Origin of the sequence: Sulfitobacter sp. 1A12056 (assembly GCF_043558125.1) — a bacterium.
In the GTDB taxonomy this organism is placed as follows: Bacteria; Pseudomonadota; Alphaproteobacteria; order Rhodobacterales; family Rhodobacteraceae; genus Sulfitobacter; species Sulfitobacter faviae.
In genome coordinates, this window is the sequence record NZ_JBIFFY010000008.1 from 160543 (window position 1) to 175833 (window position 15291).

Sequence of the window (15291 nt, forward strand, 5' to 3'; positions counted from 1 at the left end):
GGAACCCTACCAGTTTCCAGCGGCTTGGCAGATTGGCATGGCTTCGCGCCGAAGCTCATTTGCCTGCTGTCGGTAATCTGAAGTCGCTTCCACGATATCCCAGTATTCAGATGCGGCGAAATGCTCGACGAAGACGCCTTCGGCTGTCTCCCAAGAAGGATACCGCGTTGGACATTCACAGCTTTGGGCTTCAACGATGCGTTGCATGCTTTGTGCCCGGTAGATTTGCTGAATCAGCAGCCGTTTGTGGCCCTCGCGTACATCGATATCTTTCATCCACTGTGGCTCTGGAGGCTGGTCGGAACAAACATCTGGCTCGTTGTCGAGCGTTGGGATCAGGTTCCGTTCAGCGACGCCAGCGGTTGCGCCAAGAACGACGAGCAGGCTTCCGATTGCAACGGCTCGCATCATTCTAATGCCGCCTTCTTACCAGCAGTCTCGCGCTTCAAGAACGTGGTGTAGCCGTAGTCACCTGCCTCGGCGGTGATGACTTCCCACCCCTCCGAGCCGCGCTCATTTAAGGCACTTCGCAGCGCGTCGTAGTCCTTTTGCTTCTTCACCTGAAAGGACAGGATATCGTATTCAAAGGTTTTCATTGGGAAGCTCCGATCTGGTCTGCGCCGGGGAGGTAGAATTCGGTGATGCCGCGTTTGCCATCATGGCGACCGGCCTGGATGATTACGTCGATGGAGTTCTCGATGTACTGGATCATGTCGGCATAGGTCATCGGGATCTCGGTCTTGAGTGCGGCGATGGCCAGACGCTGCACGGCAAGTTGCGGGGTTTCTGCGTGCAGCGTGGTCATTGAGCCGCCATGGCCAGTGTTGATCGCCTCGAGGAAGGTCATGGCTTCCTTGCCTCGCACCTCGCCCAGGATGATCCGGTCGGGGCGCATGCGCAACGTTGCGGTGAGCAGCACATCGGCGGTCTGGAACTCCGCATCGCGATTGGCGATGAGGGTCACGGCATTGGGCTGGGTCGGCAGAAGCTCGGCGGCTTCCTCGATGGTGACGATGCGTTCCTCGGATGGCACGTGCGAGAGGATCTTGCGTGCAGCCACGGTCTTGCCGGTGGAGGTGCCGCCAGAGACGATCATGTTAAGCTTGTTGTCGACGCAAAAGGCCAGCGCATCGTCGATCACGCCCGCGGCCACCACTTCGCGCAGTTCGTGGGTTTTCTCGAGGCGGAGTTCTTCAAGCTTGCGTTCCTTGCCAAAAAGGAAATCAAGCGCAATTCCCTCGAGCGGCAGGCTTGAGAAGAACCGAAGGCTGATCGACATGGCCGAGAGCACGGCAGGCGGGGTGATGACCTGTGCGCGGATCGGACGGCCCTTGTAAGTGATCGAGACCGAGACGATGGGGCGGTCCTTGCTCATCGTGGTGTTGGCAGAGGAGGCGATCTGGTTGCCGAGGTCCTTCACTTCGGTTGCTGTCAGCTTCTGGTCCAGCTTTCTCATGAAGTGATCGCCCTGGAACTCGCCCCAGCAGGTTCCGTCTGGGTTGATGCAAATCTCGATGACATCGTCGCGGGCGGCGGCGTCGATCCGGTCGAGCGAGGTTTGAAGATAGCTCAGCGACATGGGCTCAGAATATCTCCAGATCGCGATCGACCATGACCGTGACGCGGGCGCCCTGGTCGACATAGATGACCGGGCCGATCGAGAGGTAATCGCCAATCACACTGTCCGTGGCATCGGCAAGATCATCGCCCACGTCTTCGAGCACATCCGCGGCGGTTTCGTCCTGCACATTTGCAGCGGCTGCACTAGGCGCGGCGGAGATCAGTGAAATCAGCGCGGCCGAGCCGAAGCGCTCGTCAAAGCGCGTGTCGACAAAGCCGGTGACGCCGGAGCGACCCAATTCATCGCCCCCAAAAGAACTGATCTGGATGGTCTGGTTGTCGGGCAGAATGATCCGATCCCAAGCGATCGTGACCCGGCGCTGCGCGATATCAACGCCCGAACGAAAGCGCCCGATGAGGCGGGATCCACGCGGGATCAAGAGCCGAGAACCGTCGAAACTGAACACGTCTTCGGAAACAACGGCCCGGGTCTGGCCGGGCAGAGAGCTGTCGAGGGCGGTTTCCATGACGGCCTGGATCATCGTGCCCTGGATGATCGTGTTGGAGGGGTTGGCGATGACCTCAGCTTGCGTCACCGAAGTGGGCAGCGCACCATTCAGCACAAAATCCGTCACTTCCCCAAAAGTCCGTTCGGTCAAAGCAGTTTCATTTGCGCCTGAGATGCCGCCAAAGGCGATGGTGGGCGAGGTGATGCGGCGCTCCTGAAACGCGCGCTCCTCAGCAGCGCGGCGTTCAAGTTCCGCGAGCCGTCGTGCTTCTTCCTCGCGGCGCAGCCGTTCTTCTTCCCGCGCGCGCAACTCGTCCTCGGTGGGCCCGGTGGGTGCGGGGAGGGGGCGGTTGGCCTCGAGTTGGGCCAGTTCCAGATCCATGCGGAGTTGCTCAAGGCTGCGATCCCGCGCCGTCAGTTCGTCCTGGAATCGTTGCTGTGCGGCTTCCGAGGCGGCTTGGAGCGCAGCGATCTGAGCGGTCAGCGCGTCGATCGCCTCTGCGGCGGCGGTGTCTTCCTCGACGACCGGTTCAGGGGCGTTGCGCAATTCCTCGATCTGGGCCTGAAGGGCTGCGAGCTGTGCCAGAAGCTCAGCATTGGGCTCGACCGGATCGGGTGCGACGAACACAACCTCGGGCTCGGGCGGGGGCAAGGTCTCGATGGCGCCGAACCCGTCGCCTTCGTTCTGGAACACGTCCGGCGTGGCCGTGGGAAGGACTTCCTCTTCCTCGGGTTGGGACATGAGATAGAGCAACGCACCGCCCGCGCCGATCACGAGGACGACGACCAAAGCGAGCAGCGGTGAGCGCCGTGGGGCAGGGGGCGAACCAGCGCCCTTGCCTTGTTCTAGAGCAGCGAGGCGTTTCTCGAGGTCTGCGTTTCCAGTATCGCTCATGAGCCTACCCCCGCAGGTGGGGTGGCCTCGATGCAGACCACCTCCTCCCCGATCCGCAGCACCCATTGTCGGTTCACGCCTGAAACCCGGATCACGCTGTCCTCGGTGGCTTGCGTGTTGACCGTGCGCTCACGGCCATTGGCGTAGCGGAAGATCGCAGGCACCGGCGCGTTCCGCGGAAATTCGAAATACGTAAACGTCCCGTCATCCCAGACACGGGTGGGGGTGAACTCGGTCCGCGCGCTGGCACCGTAATTATAGTTCGGCGCTTGGGCCGCGATGGCACGTGTGGGCCGCGTATTGTCTTCGGGGTAGCGGAACTGGACCACGTAAAAGGTCGGACTGCGGGTCTCCTCGACGTTGAAGTAATAACTGCGCCTGTTCGTGTAGACGGTCACATTGGTATGCACCCCGCGCGCCACCGGCTTGATCGCGAAGGCCTGACCCCCGGGTACGCCGTCGATCTCGAAGCCTTCCGTGTCGCCCGCAATGATCGAGCGGATGCTCTCGCCTTCCCCGAACTCGACCGTGGTCACATGGGTGAGCGACACGCTGAGCCGGTAGACCTGACCTTCTTGATATGTTGCCAGCCGCACCCGATTGTCATTGGGCCCGCCACGCGGGATGGCTTCGGCGAAAGCAAGGCCGGGCAACAGGGCAATCAGCAATATGAAAAGTCGAACAGGGAACAAATTCAATTCTCCAATCTGGCGGAGCGGATGGAATATTCGAGGACCGTGAAGCCGAAGGGGTTGGTCCAGACCTCATCGATGGAGCGGCGGGTCTCGGGGCGGAACTCGAAGAGAAGCGTGGCGGTGAAAAGCCCGGTTTGGACGCCATTGATGGAGGTCAGGCGCTTGCGCAGGCGGACCGTCGAGCGGTTGGTTCCGATCCGGTTGATGCTGAGGATCTCCACTTCGAGCCGCGCATTGGGGCCATAGACCGTCGGCGGGTAGTTCTCATTGGCGCTGTTCCAGATCTGGCGCAGCCCGCTCTCGGCAGCTCCGTCCGAGCGGCGCAGGACGTTGCGGATGCGCAGATCGTTGTCGAGCTGGTTATAGACCTCCCGGTCGGTCACATAGCGGAACACCTCCGCCTCGATGATCGCCTGGTTGGCGGTCACCGAGGAGGCGTCGACCGAGGCTTCGGGGAGTGCAAAGCCGGTGGCGGGATCATAGGGGACAACGACGGGGGGCGGGTCGACATCGAGGATCGAGACCGCCGCCGCGCTCAGACAGCCGATGACACCGAAGACAAGGCCCATCAGGCCAAGGCGTTGCCAGAGCCGTTCGCGGCGCAAGGCACCGTAGACCAGTTCTTCCTCGATGATTTCTTGTTCACTCGCCACCATTCATGCCCCCACGATTACTCGGCCCGCAGGTCCGGCAAGGTGAAATCCATGAAGCGCTGTTCTTCGGCGATTGTGGCGGCATCGATCACGCCGCCTGTGCCGTCCCCCACGGTTTGCACGGCCTCAAGCTGCCACATGGCGACGAGGGCAATTGCCAGCTCCGCCGTCACCCGCGTGTTGAGGTCGATACTTTCCTTCAGTTCGTCCATGTCATCGATCAGCCCGACCAGCCGGTCGATGCGTTCCAGCGATTGGCCCGCGTCCTCGTAGCTGTTCTGGGCAGCGGCCGAGACGAGCGCGCCGGTTGTGGCCTGCGTCGCCACGCGGTTAGCCCCGGGATTCCCGCTAGTGGCCATTTCCGAGAGGGTCTCATCGTCAAATCCCAGATCGGCTAACACCCGGTCCATCTGGGTTTCGATCTCGCCCGCATCGGAACCGGACAGACCGGAGAAATCCCCCGTCTTGATGGCCTCGATGGTGGCGAGGATATCGCCGAATTCCTGATCGAGCAGGCCGTTCAGCTCGTCCTCCATCTCGGTGCGGATAATCTCGGGAAGCTCGGCAAGGCGGGTAAGTGCTTCATAGGTTCTTTGCAGCTCCGCGAGTTGGTCCGTGAGTGTCGCAAGCTGTTCGCGGAGCTGCGTCAGCTGCTCGTTTTGCAGGATCTCGTCTTCGATCATCTGCCGGAGCTGCTGGATGTTTTGCGCGATGTTCTGTGTGTCGACGACGGGTACGCCCTGTGAAAGGGCCGGGGACAGGGTGCCGAGATGCAGACCGATCCCAAGCGTCGTGGCCAAGGCCGTCCTCACGAGTAAGTCTCTCATCAGTCTATCTACCTGATCGTGAATTCCATGAAGGCGCCCTCGGCCATGCGGGCGCTGGCCTGTGCCAATTCCTCGGCCGAAAGCACGTGGGTCCGCGCCGCTTGAAGACGAATACGCGCGGCGACGAGACGCACGAGTTCGGCGCGGGCATAGGTGTTGAGTGCGACGCTTTCCTGCATGTCTTCCGACTCGGAAATCCGCTCGACGATATCCGCAATGCGCAGGGCGGCCTGCCTGATCGCAGCGGGTGAGTTGTTGCCATAAAAGGCCGCCCCATGACCCGTGAGGGAGAGGTTTGCATTTGCCAGAAGCGCGGGGTCGATCGTACCGAGCGCTTCGATCCCGCCGATGCGGCCCAGGTAGAGATTGTAGCGTTCGGGGATGACCTGAACGTAGTGCTGGGTCTCGCGGAAGGGTGGCACGCCCCCATATTCGAACACGCGACCGGGTCCGGCGTTGTAGGCCGCGAGGGCGTTGATGATATTGCCGTCAAAGGTGTTGAGCTGGGCCGCCAGATACCGCGCGCCGCCATGCACCTGCAGGTAGGGGCTGTCATAATATTCCGGGTTGATACCAAGATCGCTGGCGGTGCCGGGCATGATCTGGGTGAGGCCAAAAGCGCCGACCGGCGAGCGGGCGCCGATGGTGAAGCGGCTTTCCTGCCAGATGAGAGCCTGCAGCAGGGCTCGCCATTGGACTGGGGAGAGGCCCGCGCGGCCCACGCCCGCTAATCCGCTGGTTTCCCGGGCGACGCGGATGATGAGCTGCTCGATGTTTTCCGCCGCATCGCCAAACATCTGTGCGCCGCCGGGATTGGGGTCGATGTCGGCATTGCCGTAGACCGCTTCGACGGAACGGGCTGGATCGCCGCTTCCGTTTTCCAGCCCTGAAACCATCGCGGGTAGGCCCTGACCGCCGAAGCTGGTTTGGGCATCGAGGATGCGTTGCAGGGTTTCCAGTTGGTCGCGTTCGATCTCGGCAATGAGTTCGCGCACGGCAAGCTTGTCCGCCTGAACGGCCAAGTCAGCCTCGCGATCGCCTGTTTCGACGATATCACGCGCGGTCAGCCCACTGTCATTGGTCGGCACGCCTTGAGACGAGGCCAGACCGGGCAGCAGGCAAAGCGCCACGATATGAGGCAGGCTAGACTTCAATGTCGCCCTCCGGCGCGCCGAGGGGCTTGAAGGTGCAATCTGGCGCGACGGGGGCCGTCGAGGCCAGGAAGGTGAAGCAATTGGCCTGCAGCTCCTGGTACTGGGCGCAGGAGGCCAAAGCGCCGAGCGCGGTGAGAAGAAACAGATTACGAATCATGAAAGCCTCCAAAAGTCTGGGCGGTCGCGGTAATCGGCGCCCACGAGCGCCTCGCCTTTTTCCATGCCGCCGAGGATGGTGAGATTGGGCCCGAGGGCGCTCAGATCGGCATCAATGACGATCGAGCCCTGGTCGTCGCGGATGAGGGCCAAGCGGCTGTCGCTGCCAGTGTTGAGAAGCACGTCGAGTTCCTTCTCATAGAGGTTCAGCATCGCGTAGTCGGCCGCATGGGCGCGGATGTTCGGAAGCAGGATTTGCGTCGGCACCGCCTCGACGATGGTCTTGCCGGTTCGGGTGCGCTCGAGCTGGCTGGCGTATTGCGTCATCATCACAGCGACGGTGTTCTGTTTGCGTGCGGTCACGAGCCAGTTCGAGAGCCGCTCGGCGAAATATGCGTTGTCGAGCGCCTTCCAGGCCTCGTCGATGACGATGATGGTGGGGCGGCGGTCCTCGATCTCGCGCTCGACCCGGCGGAAGAGATAGGAGAGGACCGCCATCCGCTCCTTCTCGGCCTCGCTGTCGAGAATGCCGGTGAGATCGAAGCCGACCACATCCCCCTCGAGTGAGAAGGTGTCTTCCAGGGTCTGGCCAAAGATCCAGCCGTAGCGGCCCTCTTCGGTCCACTCGAGCAGGCGCTGGTGCAGATCGCCGCCATCATCGGTAGACACAAAAAGAGATGCGAAGTCGCGCCAGTTTCGCAAGGCTGGGTTCGTGGCCTGCGCATTCTGGCGTACGACCTCCTGAATGCGATTTGTTTGCGCGGGCGTCAGCGGCTTGTCGGCACGATAGAGTAGGGTGGCGAGCCAGTCCGAGAGCCAGGCGGTGCCGCGTGCATCGGTCTCGGTCCAGAGCGGGTTGAGGCCCGTGGGTTGGCCGGCTTTGAGCGATGCGTAGCGCCCGCCGTTGGCGCGGACCGCCATCTCCATACCAAGACGGTAGTCGAAGACGAAGATCCGTGCCCCAGCGCGACGGGCTTGCGTCATGAGAAAAGCCGAGAGGACCGACTTGCCTGACCCGGGTCGTCCCATGATCAGCGTATGCCCGCTGGTCGGTTCTTTGTCGGGCGAGCCTTGCTCGTGATAGGAAAACCTATAGGCGCTCTGCTCGGGCGTGGGCAGGTAGGTGATGACGCGGCCCCAAGGGGTTTTCTCGGCCGGTTTGCCGAGTTGGGTCCGGTGGAAGGCCGCGAAATCCGCGAAGTTGCGACTGGTGATGGCACTGGCGCGCACGCGCTTGGGCTGGTTGCCAGGATGCTGGCTGAGGTAATGCGCTTTAGCCGCGACGCGCTCGCCGATCATCTTCACGCCTTCGGCGGCGGCGGCGTTGACAATTTCGGCGCTGAGCGTCTGCAGCTCATCGATCGTATCGCAGAAGATCGTCACGACCATGTGGTGCTCGCCAAAGCTCTGGCGCTTGGCCTCGAGATCATCTGCGGCGATGTCGAGTGCTTCCATCAGCGAGAGCGCCGCATCCTGGCTGGCCTGCATCTGACGCTTTTGCCGCTTGATGCGGCCTGCCATGAGGTTCGAGTTGATAGGCGTGAAAGAGTGCGTCACGATCATGTCGACCGGCAGGTTCAGCATGTCGAACATGGTGCAGGAGGTGGCTTCGGAGTATTCCCCGATGGTGAAACTCTTGCCGTAGCGATGTCCCACGACGCCTTCGGAGAGCTCGAAGTGATCGCCCTGAAACGTCACTCTGGTGTTGGCGACGTTGAAGGACAGAAAGCCAAAGGTGTTCGCCGGATAGAGAGGCAGTTCCTGGCCGGTGTTGAGCGCGCCCAGAAACCCGACCAACTCGCCGGACTTGGCCGAAAGCACACGTGGGTTCAGCTCGGTCAGGCCAGACAGGAATACGCTGACGGCCTCGCCCAGACGGCGCAGTCGCTTCTCGGTTGCTTCCTTGAGGCGATCCGGCGCGCTGCGGTTCAGGAAGGGCAGGACGCTTTTGGGAGGTGGGCGATGGATGACGGTGAGCGTCAGGGTCTTGTCACGCAGCCCGCTGGTCTCGAGCTTCTTGCGCCAGAGAAGGTCAACTTCACCCGCAAAACTGTCTTCGCGCACGGGCTCGAGGTCCGGTACGATCGCCTTCGAGACCTTATGGACGTAGTAGCTGAACTCCGGCCCCAGCTGCGCGATGATCCGGGCAAAGAGCGCCGTCACCTTGTCGAGATAAGCATCGTCCGTCGTGTAGCTGTTGACCCCGTCGAGCCGGATGCACTGGAAAAGCTCGTTGACCCGCGTCCGCACGGTGCGGTCATCAACTAAGCTCACATAGGGCAGCATATGCGCGAGGCGGGTCTCGCGCGCATACCAGTCCGGCGTCATCGTGCGGAGGTCGAAGGCTTCATCCCCGGTTTGACTAGGGCGCATAACTGTCCCCGCCATGAATGCTGCGGTTGCGCGTAGGCGGTGTCTCCTGCAGCGCCGTCATCATCACGTCGATGAAGCGCGGGTCCCAATCGGCGGCCTTCCAAAGCAGCGGATAGAGCAGGGCGGCCACGCCCAGCACCGCGATGTGCTTGACCCAGACGAAGAGCAGCACCGAGCCGAAGAGCCAGACCATTGCGTACATGATGGGCAGGCCCAGCAGCTTGGGCGGGCGCACGAGACCCAGAAAAAGGGGCGCACGCTCAGCCACCGGCAAAGACCGCGGCAACGATCGTGGGGGCGGCGGCAACACCGGCGATACCGACAAGCACCCAGAGGGCTTGGCGCAGGTCGATGATGTTGAAGAACCAGCTCAAGAAAACGCCGAGGACCGCGAGTGTGGCGATGACGACGCCAAGCGGGCCGGTCAACGCATCGACGATACCTTGCAGCAGGCTCTGGATTGGGGAGAGGTCGATGCTTTGGGCAAGGGCGGGCTCGGCAATGAGCAGGAATAGCGCCAGTGAGGCGACAAAGAGGTTTGAAATCCAACTTGTTTGGAAAAATCGGTATCGCCAATGCACTGCCGCGCTGCGCGCTCTCGTGACATTGCCGATAAGTGCTTTTAGGAATGATTTCCAAAAAGGTTGGGACATCATGAATTTGATCCTTCCAATCGGGCCACGACGGCGATGACGCGGGCCACGTGGTTCTGGGTTTCTCGGTAGGGAGGAATGCCGCCGTGCTGGCGCACGGCATCCGGTCCAGCGTTGTAGGCAGCCAGCGCCAGGCGCGGATCGCCGAACGTCTCCAGCATCATCGCGAGGTAGCGGGCGGAGCCGTCGAGGTTCTGAAGTGGATCGCGCGGGTCAACGCCGAGATCGCGGGCTGTGGCGGGCATCAGCTGGCCAAGACCGATTGCGCCCGCGCTTGAGATCGCGTCCTGCCGGTAGGCGCTTTCCACCTCGATATTGGCGCGATAGAGGGTCAGCCAATCCGTGACGGACAGCCCCGCGCGGCGAAGACCGGGATGGCTGACATAGCGGAGGGCTGTTGCCTCGATGGCCGAGAGAACGTCTGCGCGGGGCAAAGGCGTTGGGCTGGCAAGGGCTGCAAAACGCAGCGCGTCAGGTTCTGTAGCTGTTTCAGCCTCACCGAAGATCTCCAGCCCATCGGCCGCAGATCCCTGGCCGACGCCGTCATTGTAGTTGCGGGCAAAGCTGTTCTGGGAGCGGGACGGTGTCAGGGAGCCATCGCTCTCTATAACAAGCACCATTTGTGCCGATGCAGGCGCCGCCAGCGGGGCGAGAAGGAGAAGGCTAGTCGCTACCGCCTTTGTCGCTGGCCGTGAGCTTGTGCGCGGTCCGCTGGCCTTCTTCGAGCGGCACATCGGCATGGGAGAAGCCGATGCCGAGGAGGAAGGACACAACACCGGTGATCGTCTTGAACTCGCGGATCTTGATGTCGTTATACGTGGTGCGAGTGCGGGCGGTGACCAGGAGCTTTTCGACGCCTTCGTCAGAGACGGCACGCATGATCCAGACCCCATAGTAACTGGGGCCCTTCTTGTGTGCCGACTCCTGGCACAGGATTTCTGCGCTATAGCCGCTTTCCACGAGTTCGCGGAACCTGGCTTCCGTAACCACATTTGGTGCTTCGATGTCCCAGTTCATGGCCCGGCTCACGCTTTCTCCAATGGCGCGACCCCAGGCATTCCTACTTGAAGCCTAGAGTTACGATAGTATACTGATGACCGCAATAGTATATTATAATTTTTGCGGTATACGTTGATCACGATACCTTTAGGCACGTAACATGCGCTCGTTCAAGGATTTAAGCGGCTTTTGCTACCTTCGGTTGCGCATCCTACCTTTGATGCGCACATTCGTTCTGCTGTCGCTCGTCGGTTGTCCGGCGCTCGCCGGTCCATGCATCCCCCCGCCTCGGCCATTTGTTCCAAGAGATCCGAAGGTTGCCACGGAATTTATGGACATCCTCCGTCATGACTTCGAACTCTACTTCCGTGACGTACAGGTTTATTTTCGCTGCCTCGACGAGGAGCGTGCTCGCGCCTTCGAGGAAGCGCGCGAAGTCAGTGAGGAATATGGGCGCTTCTTGGGCTCGCTTCACCGATAACTTCGGGGCGAAGCTTTTGGTCCGAGTTGCGCGGGTTCCGAATTTGATAACTGGACTACGAGCGAAATTCAGCCGAGACCCGTTCGAGCCCCGTCGTCAGCGGCTTAGGGGTCGGGTTTCAATAAGCGAGCCACGCTTCGGCCGGCCGACACAATGTAGGGCGGCATGGACAGCGAATAGTGGCCGCAATTTAGTTCCAATATGCTGGGCTCGGCCCCGGCGTCCTTCAGCCCTTGTATCAGCCGTTCAGAAAGCTCCGGCAGCACCACCTTGTCTCGTTTGGCCAATACCACATTTAGTTCGAGATTGTCCCGCGCAAGATGATGCGCATGGTTCACCAAGTTTAGTGGTCCCCATGCCCTTCTGAGATCGTCCAGTTCGATCGCGGGCTTGATGCTTTCGCAAATCGTTCGAGTTGCGCGCCCGGTCCACACCATGTCAGCAAGACTTCCAGCGGTCAGGAATAGCGCAGCTTTTGAAACAGTTTTGTCGTTGGCGGCAATCAATCCGGCAACCCAAGAGCCCAGACTCATTCCGAGTACAGAAATCTCTTTAAAACCTTGCTCCCTTAGCCAACGAATAAGCTTTCGACCGTCCCATACTGCCTGCCTCATGGATTGCATCGTCCGTCCGAGATTCGGGCTTAGCATGTAGTCGGCATAATCGGCGCCGGGACGGCTACGTTCGAAGTGATACGGCAGTGCCATCTCGACTACCGTGATCCCACGCCGGGAGAAAAAGTTCGCCAACTGTTGATACCGCGCGCTTGCATTCCAATGGTGAAACACAACCAAAGCTTTATCGAATGATCTGCTTTCTGTTACTTTCGCCCAGACGAGATTGTTCTCTGCGACGTCAGTATAAATTCCTGAAGGAAATTTGGCCCAATCTCCTTTGCGTTCGACGACCAAGTCGTTGTTACCCGGTTCATCGAAATAGGTTGGGTCCTCGACAGCCTGGTCTGCAAGATTACAGAAGGCCTCGATACCTGCCGGATGTCCGGAGCTAGGGAAGGCAAGTTCAGTGTCCAGAGCGAAGTCTGTCCGCCTCTTTACTTCGTCCCCCCGCTCTGCGCGTCGCTCATCCCAACGATCGAGCCAGCTATGATACACTTTCTTCTTCTCCTTGGTCAGTCACCCGCCATGTATCGATGCTTGGATAAATCAGGCCGTAGATTGCAGACAGCAGCCCGGTGCACAGCAAGATCGAGAAGCCGGCGACCGCGCCGATCAGCACGTAGACGATGACCAGAAGGGCGATGAGCGCCAACATCATTCCCAATTCTCTCCAATTTCGGCCACGTCCAATGTCTCCTTGCTGACGCAACACGGCCTGGACTCGCATAAGCCCATAGAGAAACACAGTGCAGGTCGCCAATACGATCAGCAGGCTGCTATAGTTCGTCGGCATGCTGTATTCGAGCCAGTCGCTTGCCTTCTCATGATTTCCCAAAACTGACAGGAAATCGTTAGCCAACCAAGCCGTTATGGTCGATTCACTTGATAGCATAAAAGTGCTTTGGAGCTTCATGCATATGGCAATCAAGAGTCCCAAAATACAGCACCGAAAAATCCCACGCATGATTTTGAGACCGACTTGATTAGGCTGACATTGATATTCTCCATCTACCCACGATTCAGACTTTCGTCCAAGTTCCCAAGAATCGTGCGCTATTGTGAAGAGCAAAATGAGTCCTGCAAAGAAGAGAAAAAATACCGCACCCATGTAGAGATAGGCGAACCCGGTGAACGCGACCGCCTCCGGTATTGAAATGACGTGCGGGCGCTCAATCGCCATCCGAGCCCATTCCACCGGGTAGTTGCCGGTATCGCGGGTCAGTAATGGGCCTAAACACCTATCGATCCACTGAAGAACCGTAGCTATAGGTAAACAAACAAGAAAGGCCGCCCAATACGTCACCGAAAAGGTCGCGACTTTTCGCACCCACATGTCGTCATTCGCGATTCCTTCACCTTCAGGACTTAACAATGACCGCCTTGTACCCCTCCAATAGACCACTAAGTCACGCACGAATACGAAGTATAGCGGCATGAGCACCATGAAGAGGAGTGTCCAGTTCGGTGCCCATAAGTACCCAACCTGCTTAATCACACCATTCGCCTGCGGAAAAACAATGCTGTGAATGCCCAAAAAGTAAGAGGAAAATCCAAGGGCCACTGCCCCTGCGAACACTGACGCCGACAAATCCAAAGGGGATCCCCGGTTGAACACGGCCTCCGATGTTCTCGCCAAGCTAAATCTCCGCCTCGGCCATATAACCTCACCTTTGTGCGCCAGCGGTGACGGAACCACGGTATCAACATCGATTGCCGCGTTCTGAACCGTATCTGGAGGACTATGCGCATCGTGGCCGTCTGACCCCGCACGCAGCGCTCGCCTCCTGGCTACCAATCGTGCCCGGGCCACACTAAGTTCCGTTTGCCACTCGCTGGTCGCCTTCGGATCATCACACCCAAACACCCTTGCCAACCATCGAATGTTCTCGGTGCTGATTCCTTTCTCGTTGTCTTGGTACCAAAGTTGCACCGTTCGCAGCTCGATCCCGGACCGGTTGGCTTCGATCTGAGTGATTGCGGTAGCAAGAAGTTCGGGTGTCCACGGCCCCAAGGGTATCCCATCTTTGTCAGTAGGCCGACCCGCTCCGGCCGCGCTCAACCGTCTGAACAACTCCTTAAAGTCACTTCCGTCATCCAACGGAGGAACAAAGTATTTTCCGTTTTTTATCAAGGGCGTAACGTTGTTCGTTTCGTTCTATTTCGCCGGCGTTCGCTTCGTATCGTGAATTCGCGGCTCACGACAGTGCAACTAAAGGCAGTGTGATTCGATCGCCATCTACTGGGCCAGAGAATGTCTGACGTGATCGAAATCCTGCTTGGTGGTTGGAAACTGGAATGAAGAAAGCGGTGAGACTGTTGAAAGAAGAAGCAGAGCCCATAGCCCGATTGTTTGGAAATGATCGGGAGCGCACGGTTGGATGGGTATACCTGTGGGATTCCTCTGAGTTGTCGGTGCTCTGGCTGGACGAGCAGGTACCTGCCGGTTCTATCGAGCCGCCGCTTCATCCCGAAGTGCTGGCAGAGGCAAAATCGTCGACACCAGTGAAAGTGATCGAATACCTCGAAGCGCTTTCGAGTGGCGGCGAGCATACCCAAATTAGCAGGCCTTAATAGTCATCGGAGCAGGTCTTTCAAAAATATACTATTGGCGCAATGAATATAAAATATCTAGAGAGACCGTCAACCTGCCAAAACTGTAGGAGAGTATTCATGCCCAAAGCGCTTACTCGTTTCGTCGTCCTTGTCGCTCTTGGCTCCACGTCTTTCTTCGGAACGGCCGAGCGGGTTAGGGCGCAAACCTATCCGATCGATTGCGCGATTCTCCTCTGTCTTTCAGGGGGTTGGCCCGCATCAGTGCCATGCTCACGCGCCCGCGCGGAATTCATTCGAAGAATAACCCCCTGGCCAGTAGAGCCTCCATTGCAGATATGGCGTTGTCCGATGAGAGCATCCCATGAACTCAATGGCACTGGTAAAAATGGCGGCCGTATCTTCGACATTCTGTTCGATATACCGCGTCATCCGCTGCTCCAGACGATTACCGTTGCCCCATCTCAGGAAGTCGGCCTGTCATCGACGGGCGTGTTCCCGGCGGAAAGGGTTGAAACGGGTGATAAGAGCAGTGACTTTTCTATTACGCTTGGTCGAGAACGCGCCGACATCGACATCAGCGGTCCGGAGTTTAACTTCGTGCGCTCGATACGAATCTTTGATGTGCGGAACGCTCGACAATATGAGGCAGGCAGCGAGGGGGACTGCGAGCGGAGCGCGGTCGTTGTACTTGGAACTTATGGCGTTCAAGGAGACTTCTCTTGGCAGCGTTCATCGATCGGAACCTTGCCGAAAGATCATGTGGGGCTGGAGAGGTGGGGCGACAATTGTCCGAGCATCCGCCACCGTTCGGTATTCGTCGAGTGGCGCGATTACGGGGGCAAATATGGCTACGAGCAGGTCAACTACTGAGCCCAGTCGGGAAAAAGCCATTTGTTTTAGATGAACTCACGCCGAAGGGCAATTTTCTGAGTGATGTGTATCGGTAGACCTACATCACGCCTTCACGCTCCAAGCGCTTGCGCGCCGCTTTGCGAGCCCGGCGGATCGCTTCGGCCTGTTGGCGAACTTTCTTCTTAGAAGGCTCCTCGAAGTGCTGCTTGAGTTTCATTTCGCGGAAAACGTCTTCGCTTGGGAGTGTCATGAACTTTGTGTATCTGGCCTGGCCCATGCGGGTTTTAGATACAGTCACGCATTGAAGCGATCCTC

At 59.2% G+C, this 15291-nt stretch carries 19 protein-coding genes and 1 pseudogene; 3 read left to right on the top strand and 17 right to left on the bottom strand.

The window, feature by feature from the left end; genetic code table 11:
* Positions 1-6: 6 nt before the first annotated feature.
* The 14 genes from ACGYLD_RS14930 to ACGYLD_RS14995 all read right to left on the bottom strand — a co-directional run bounded on the left by ACGYLD_RS14930 (position 7) and on the right by ACGYLD_RS14995 (position 10491).
* The gene (locus ACGYLD_RS14930; protein WP_394403030.1) at positions 7-411 is read right to left on the bottom strand and encodes a hypothetical protein; all 405 of its coding nucleotides are present in this window, start codon (positions 409-411) and stop codon (positions 7-9) included.
* Positions 408-596, bottom strand: coding sequence for a hypothetical protein (locus ACGYLD_RS14935; RefSeq protein ID WP_394403032.1), 189 nt, complete (start codon positions 594-596; stop codon positions 408-410). The genes ACGYLD_RS14930 and ACGYLD_RS14935 overlap by 4 nt, the downstream gene beginning before the upstream one ends.
* The gene (locus ACGYLD_RS14940) at positions 593-1579 is read right to left on the bottom strand and encodes an ATPase, T2SS/T4P/T4SS family (protein WP_394403034.1); all 987 of its coding nucleotides are present in this window, start codon (positions 1577-1579) and stop codon (positions 593-595) included. Before ACGYLD_RS14940 ends, ACGYLD_RS14935 begins: the two co-directional genes overlap by 4 nt.
* A gap of 4 nt (positions 1580-1583) precedes the next feature.
* Complete coding sequence (locus ACGYLD_RS14945) at positions 1584-2963, bottom strand: TrbI/VirB10 family protein (protein ID WP_394403036.1); 1380 nt, start codon at positions 2961-2963, stop codon at positions 1584-1586.
* On the bottom strand, positions 2960-3655 hold the full coding sequence (locus ACGYLD_RS14950; protein ID WP_067294495.1) for a TrbG/VirB9 family P-type conjugative transfer protein: 696 nt from the start codon (positions 3653-3655) through the stop codon (positions 2960-2962). Before ACGYLD_RS14950 ends, ACGYLD_RS14945 begins: the two co-directional genes overlap by 4 nt.
* Positions 3656-3657: 2 nt before the next feature.
* Complete coding sequence (locus ACGYLD_RS14955; RefSeq protein WP_394403038.1) at positions 3658-4314, bottom strand: virB8 family protein; 657 nt, start codon at positions 4312-4314, stop codon at positions 3658-3660.
* A gap of 14 nt (positions 4315-4328) precedes the next feature.
* Entirely contained in the window at positions 4329-5138 is an 810-nt protein-coding gene (locus ACGYLD_RS14960) for a type IV secretion system protein (RefSeq protein WP_394403040.1), read from the bottom strand.
* A gap of 8 nt (positions 5139-5146) precedes the next feature.
* A complete protein-coding gene (locus tag ACGYLD_RS14965) occupies positions 5147-6226 on the bottom strand; it encodes a lytic transglycosylase domain-containing protein (RefSeq protein ID WP_394403042.1) in 1080 nt (359 codons plus the stop codon).
* Positions 6227-6281: 55 nt separating this feature from the next.
* Entirely contained in the window at positions 6282-6449 is a 168-nt protein-coding gene (locus ACGYLD_RS14970) for a hypothetical protein (protein ID WP_394403044.1), read from the bottom strand.
* Complete coding sequence (locus tag ACGYLD_RS14975; protein WP_394403046.1) at positions 6446-8821, bottom strand: type IV secretion system protein B4; 2376 nt, start codon at positions 8819-8821, stop codon at positions 6446-6448. Before ACGYLD_RS14975 ends, ACGYLD_RS14970 begins: the two co-directional genes overlap by 4 nt.
* Complete coding sequence (locus ACGYLD_RS14980; protein WP_394403048.1) at positions 8811-9089, bottom strand: type IV secretion system protein VirB3; 279 nt, start codon at positions 9087-9089, stop codon at positions 8811-8813. Before ACGYLD_RS14980 ends, ACGYLD_RS14975 begins: the two co-directional genes overlap by 11 nt.
* A complete protein-coding gene (locus tag ACGYLD_RS14985; RefSeq protein WP_027246639.1) occupies positions 9082-9366 on the bottom strand; it encodes a TrbC/VirB2 family protein in 285 nt (94 codons plus the stop codon). Before ACGYLD_RS14985 ends, ACGYLD_RS14980 begins: the two co-directional genes overlap by 8 nt.
* Before the next feature lie 107 nt (positions 9367-9473).
* Positions 9474-10094 (bottom strand): lytic transglycosylase domain-containing protein, encoded by a 621-nt coding sequence (locus ACGYLD_RS14990; protein ID WP_394403050.1) that lies wholly within the window; start codon positions 10092-10094, stop codon positions 9474-9476.
* A 43-nt stretch (positions 10095-10137) separates the two neighbouring features.
* Positions 10138-10491, bottom strand: a complete 354-nt coding sequence (locus tag ACGYLD_RS14995; RefSeq protein WP_394403052.1) for a hypothetical protein — start codon at positions 10489-10491, stop codon at positions 10138-10140.
* Positions 10492-10633: 142 nt separating this feature from the next.
* On the opposite strand from ACGYLD_RS14995, the gene ACGYLD_RS15000 reads away from it, so the two are divergent.
* A complete protein-coding gene (locus ACGYLD_RS15000; RefSeq protein WP_249777988.1) occupies positions 10634-10954 on the top strand; it encodes a hypothetical protein in 321 nt (106 codons plus the stop codon).
* 104 nt (positions 10955-11058) lie between these two features.
* Here ACGYLD_RS15000 and ACGYLD_RS15005 read toward each other — a convergent pair whose 3' ends face one another.
* Complete coding sequence (locus ACGYLD_RS15005; protein ID WP_185805292.1) at positions 11059-12066, bottom strand: S9 family peptidase; 1008 nt, start codon at positions 12064-12066, stop codon at positions 11059-11061.
* Positions 12056-13702: an RcgA family putative transporter gene (locus ACGYLD_RS15010; RefSeq protein WP_276155870.1), complete on the bottom strand. Its 1647-nt coding sequence runs from the start codon at positions 13700-13702 to the stop codon at positions 12056-12058. The genes ACGYLD_RS15005 and ACGYLD_RS15010 overlap by 11 nt, the downstream gene beginning before the upstream one ends.
* Before the next feature lie 164 nt (positions 13703-13866).
* Here ACGYLD_RS15010 and ACGYLD_RS15015 point away from each other — a divergent pair, with 164 nt between their 5' ends.
* Both ACGYLD_RS15015 and ACGYLD_RS15020 read left to right on the top strand, forming a co-directional pair.
* A complete protein-coding gene (locus ACGYLD_RS15015) occupies positions 13867-14142 on the top strand; it encodes a hypothetical protein (RefSeq protein WP_132446209.1) in 276 nt (91 codons plus the stop codon).
* A 99-nt stretch (positions 14143-14241) separates the two neighbouring features.
* On the top strand, positions 14242-14994 hold the full coding sequence (locus tag ACGYLD_RS15020) for a hypothetical protein (protein WP_249777989.1): 753 nt from the start codon (positions 14242-14244) through the stop codon (positions 14992-14994).
* Positions 14995-15073: 79 nt separating this feature from the next.
* Here the strand turns inward: ACGYLD_RS15020 and ACGYLD_RS15025 are convergent.
* Positions 15074-15214 (bottom strand): annotated as a pseudogene (locus tag ACGYLD_RS15025) (30S ribosomal protein S21); the annotation flags it as partial.
* Positions 15215-15291: the final 77 nt, after the last annotated feature.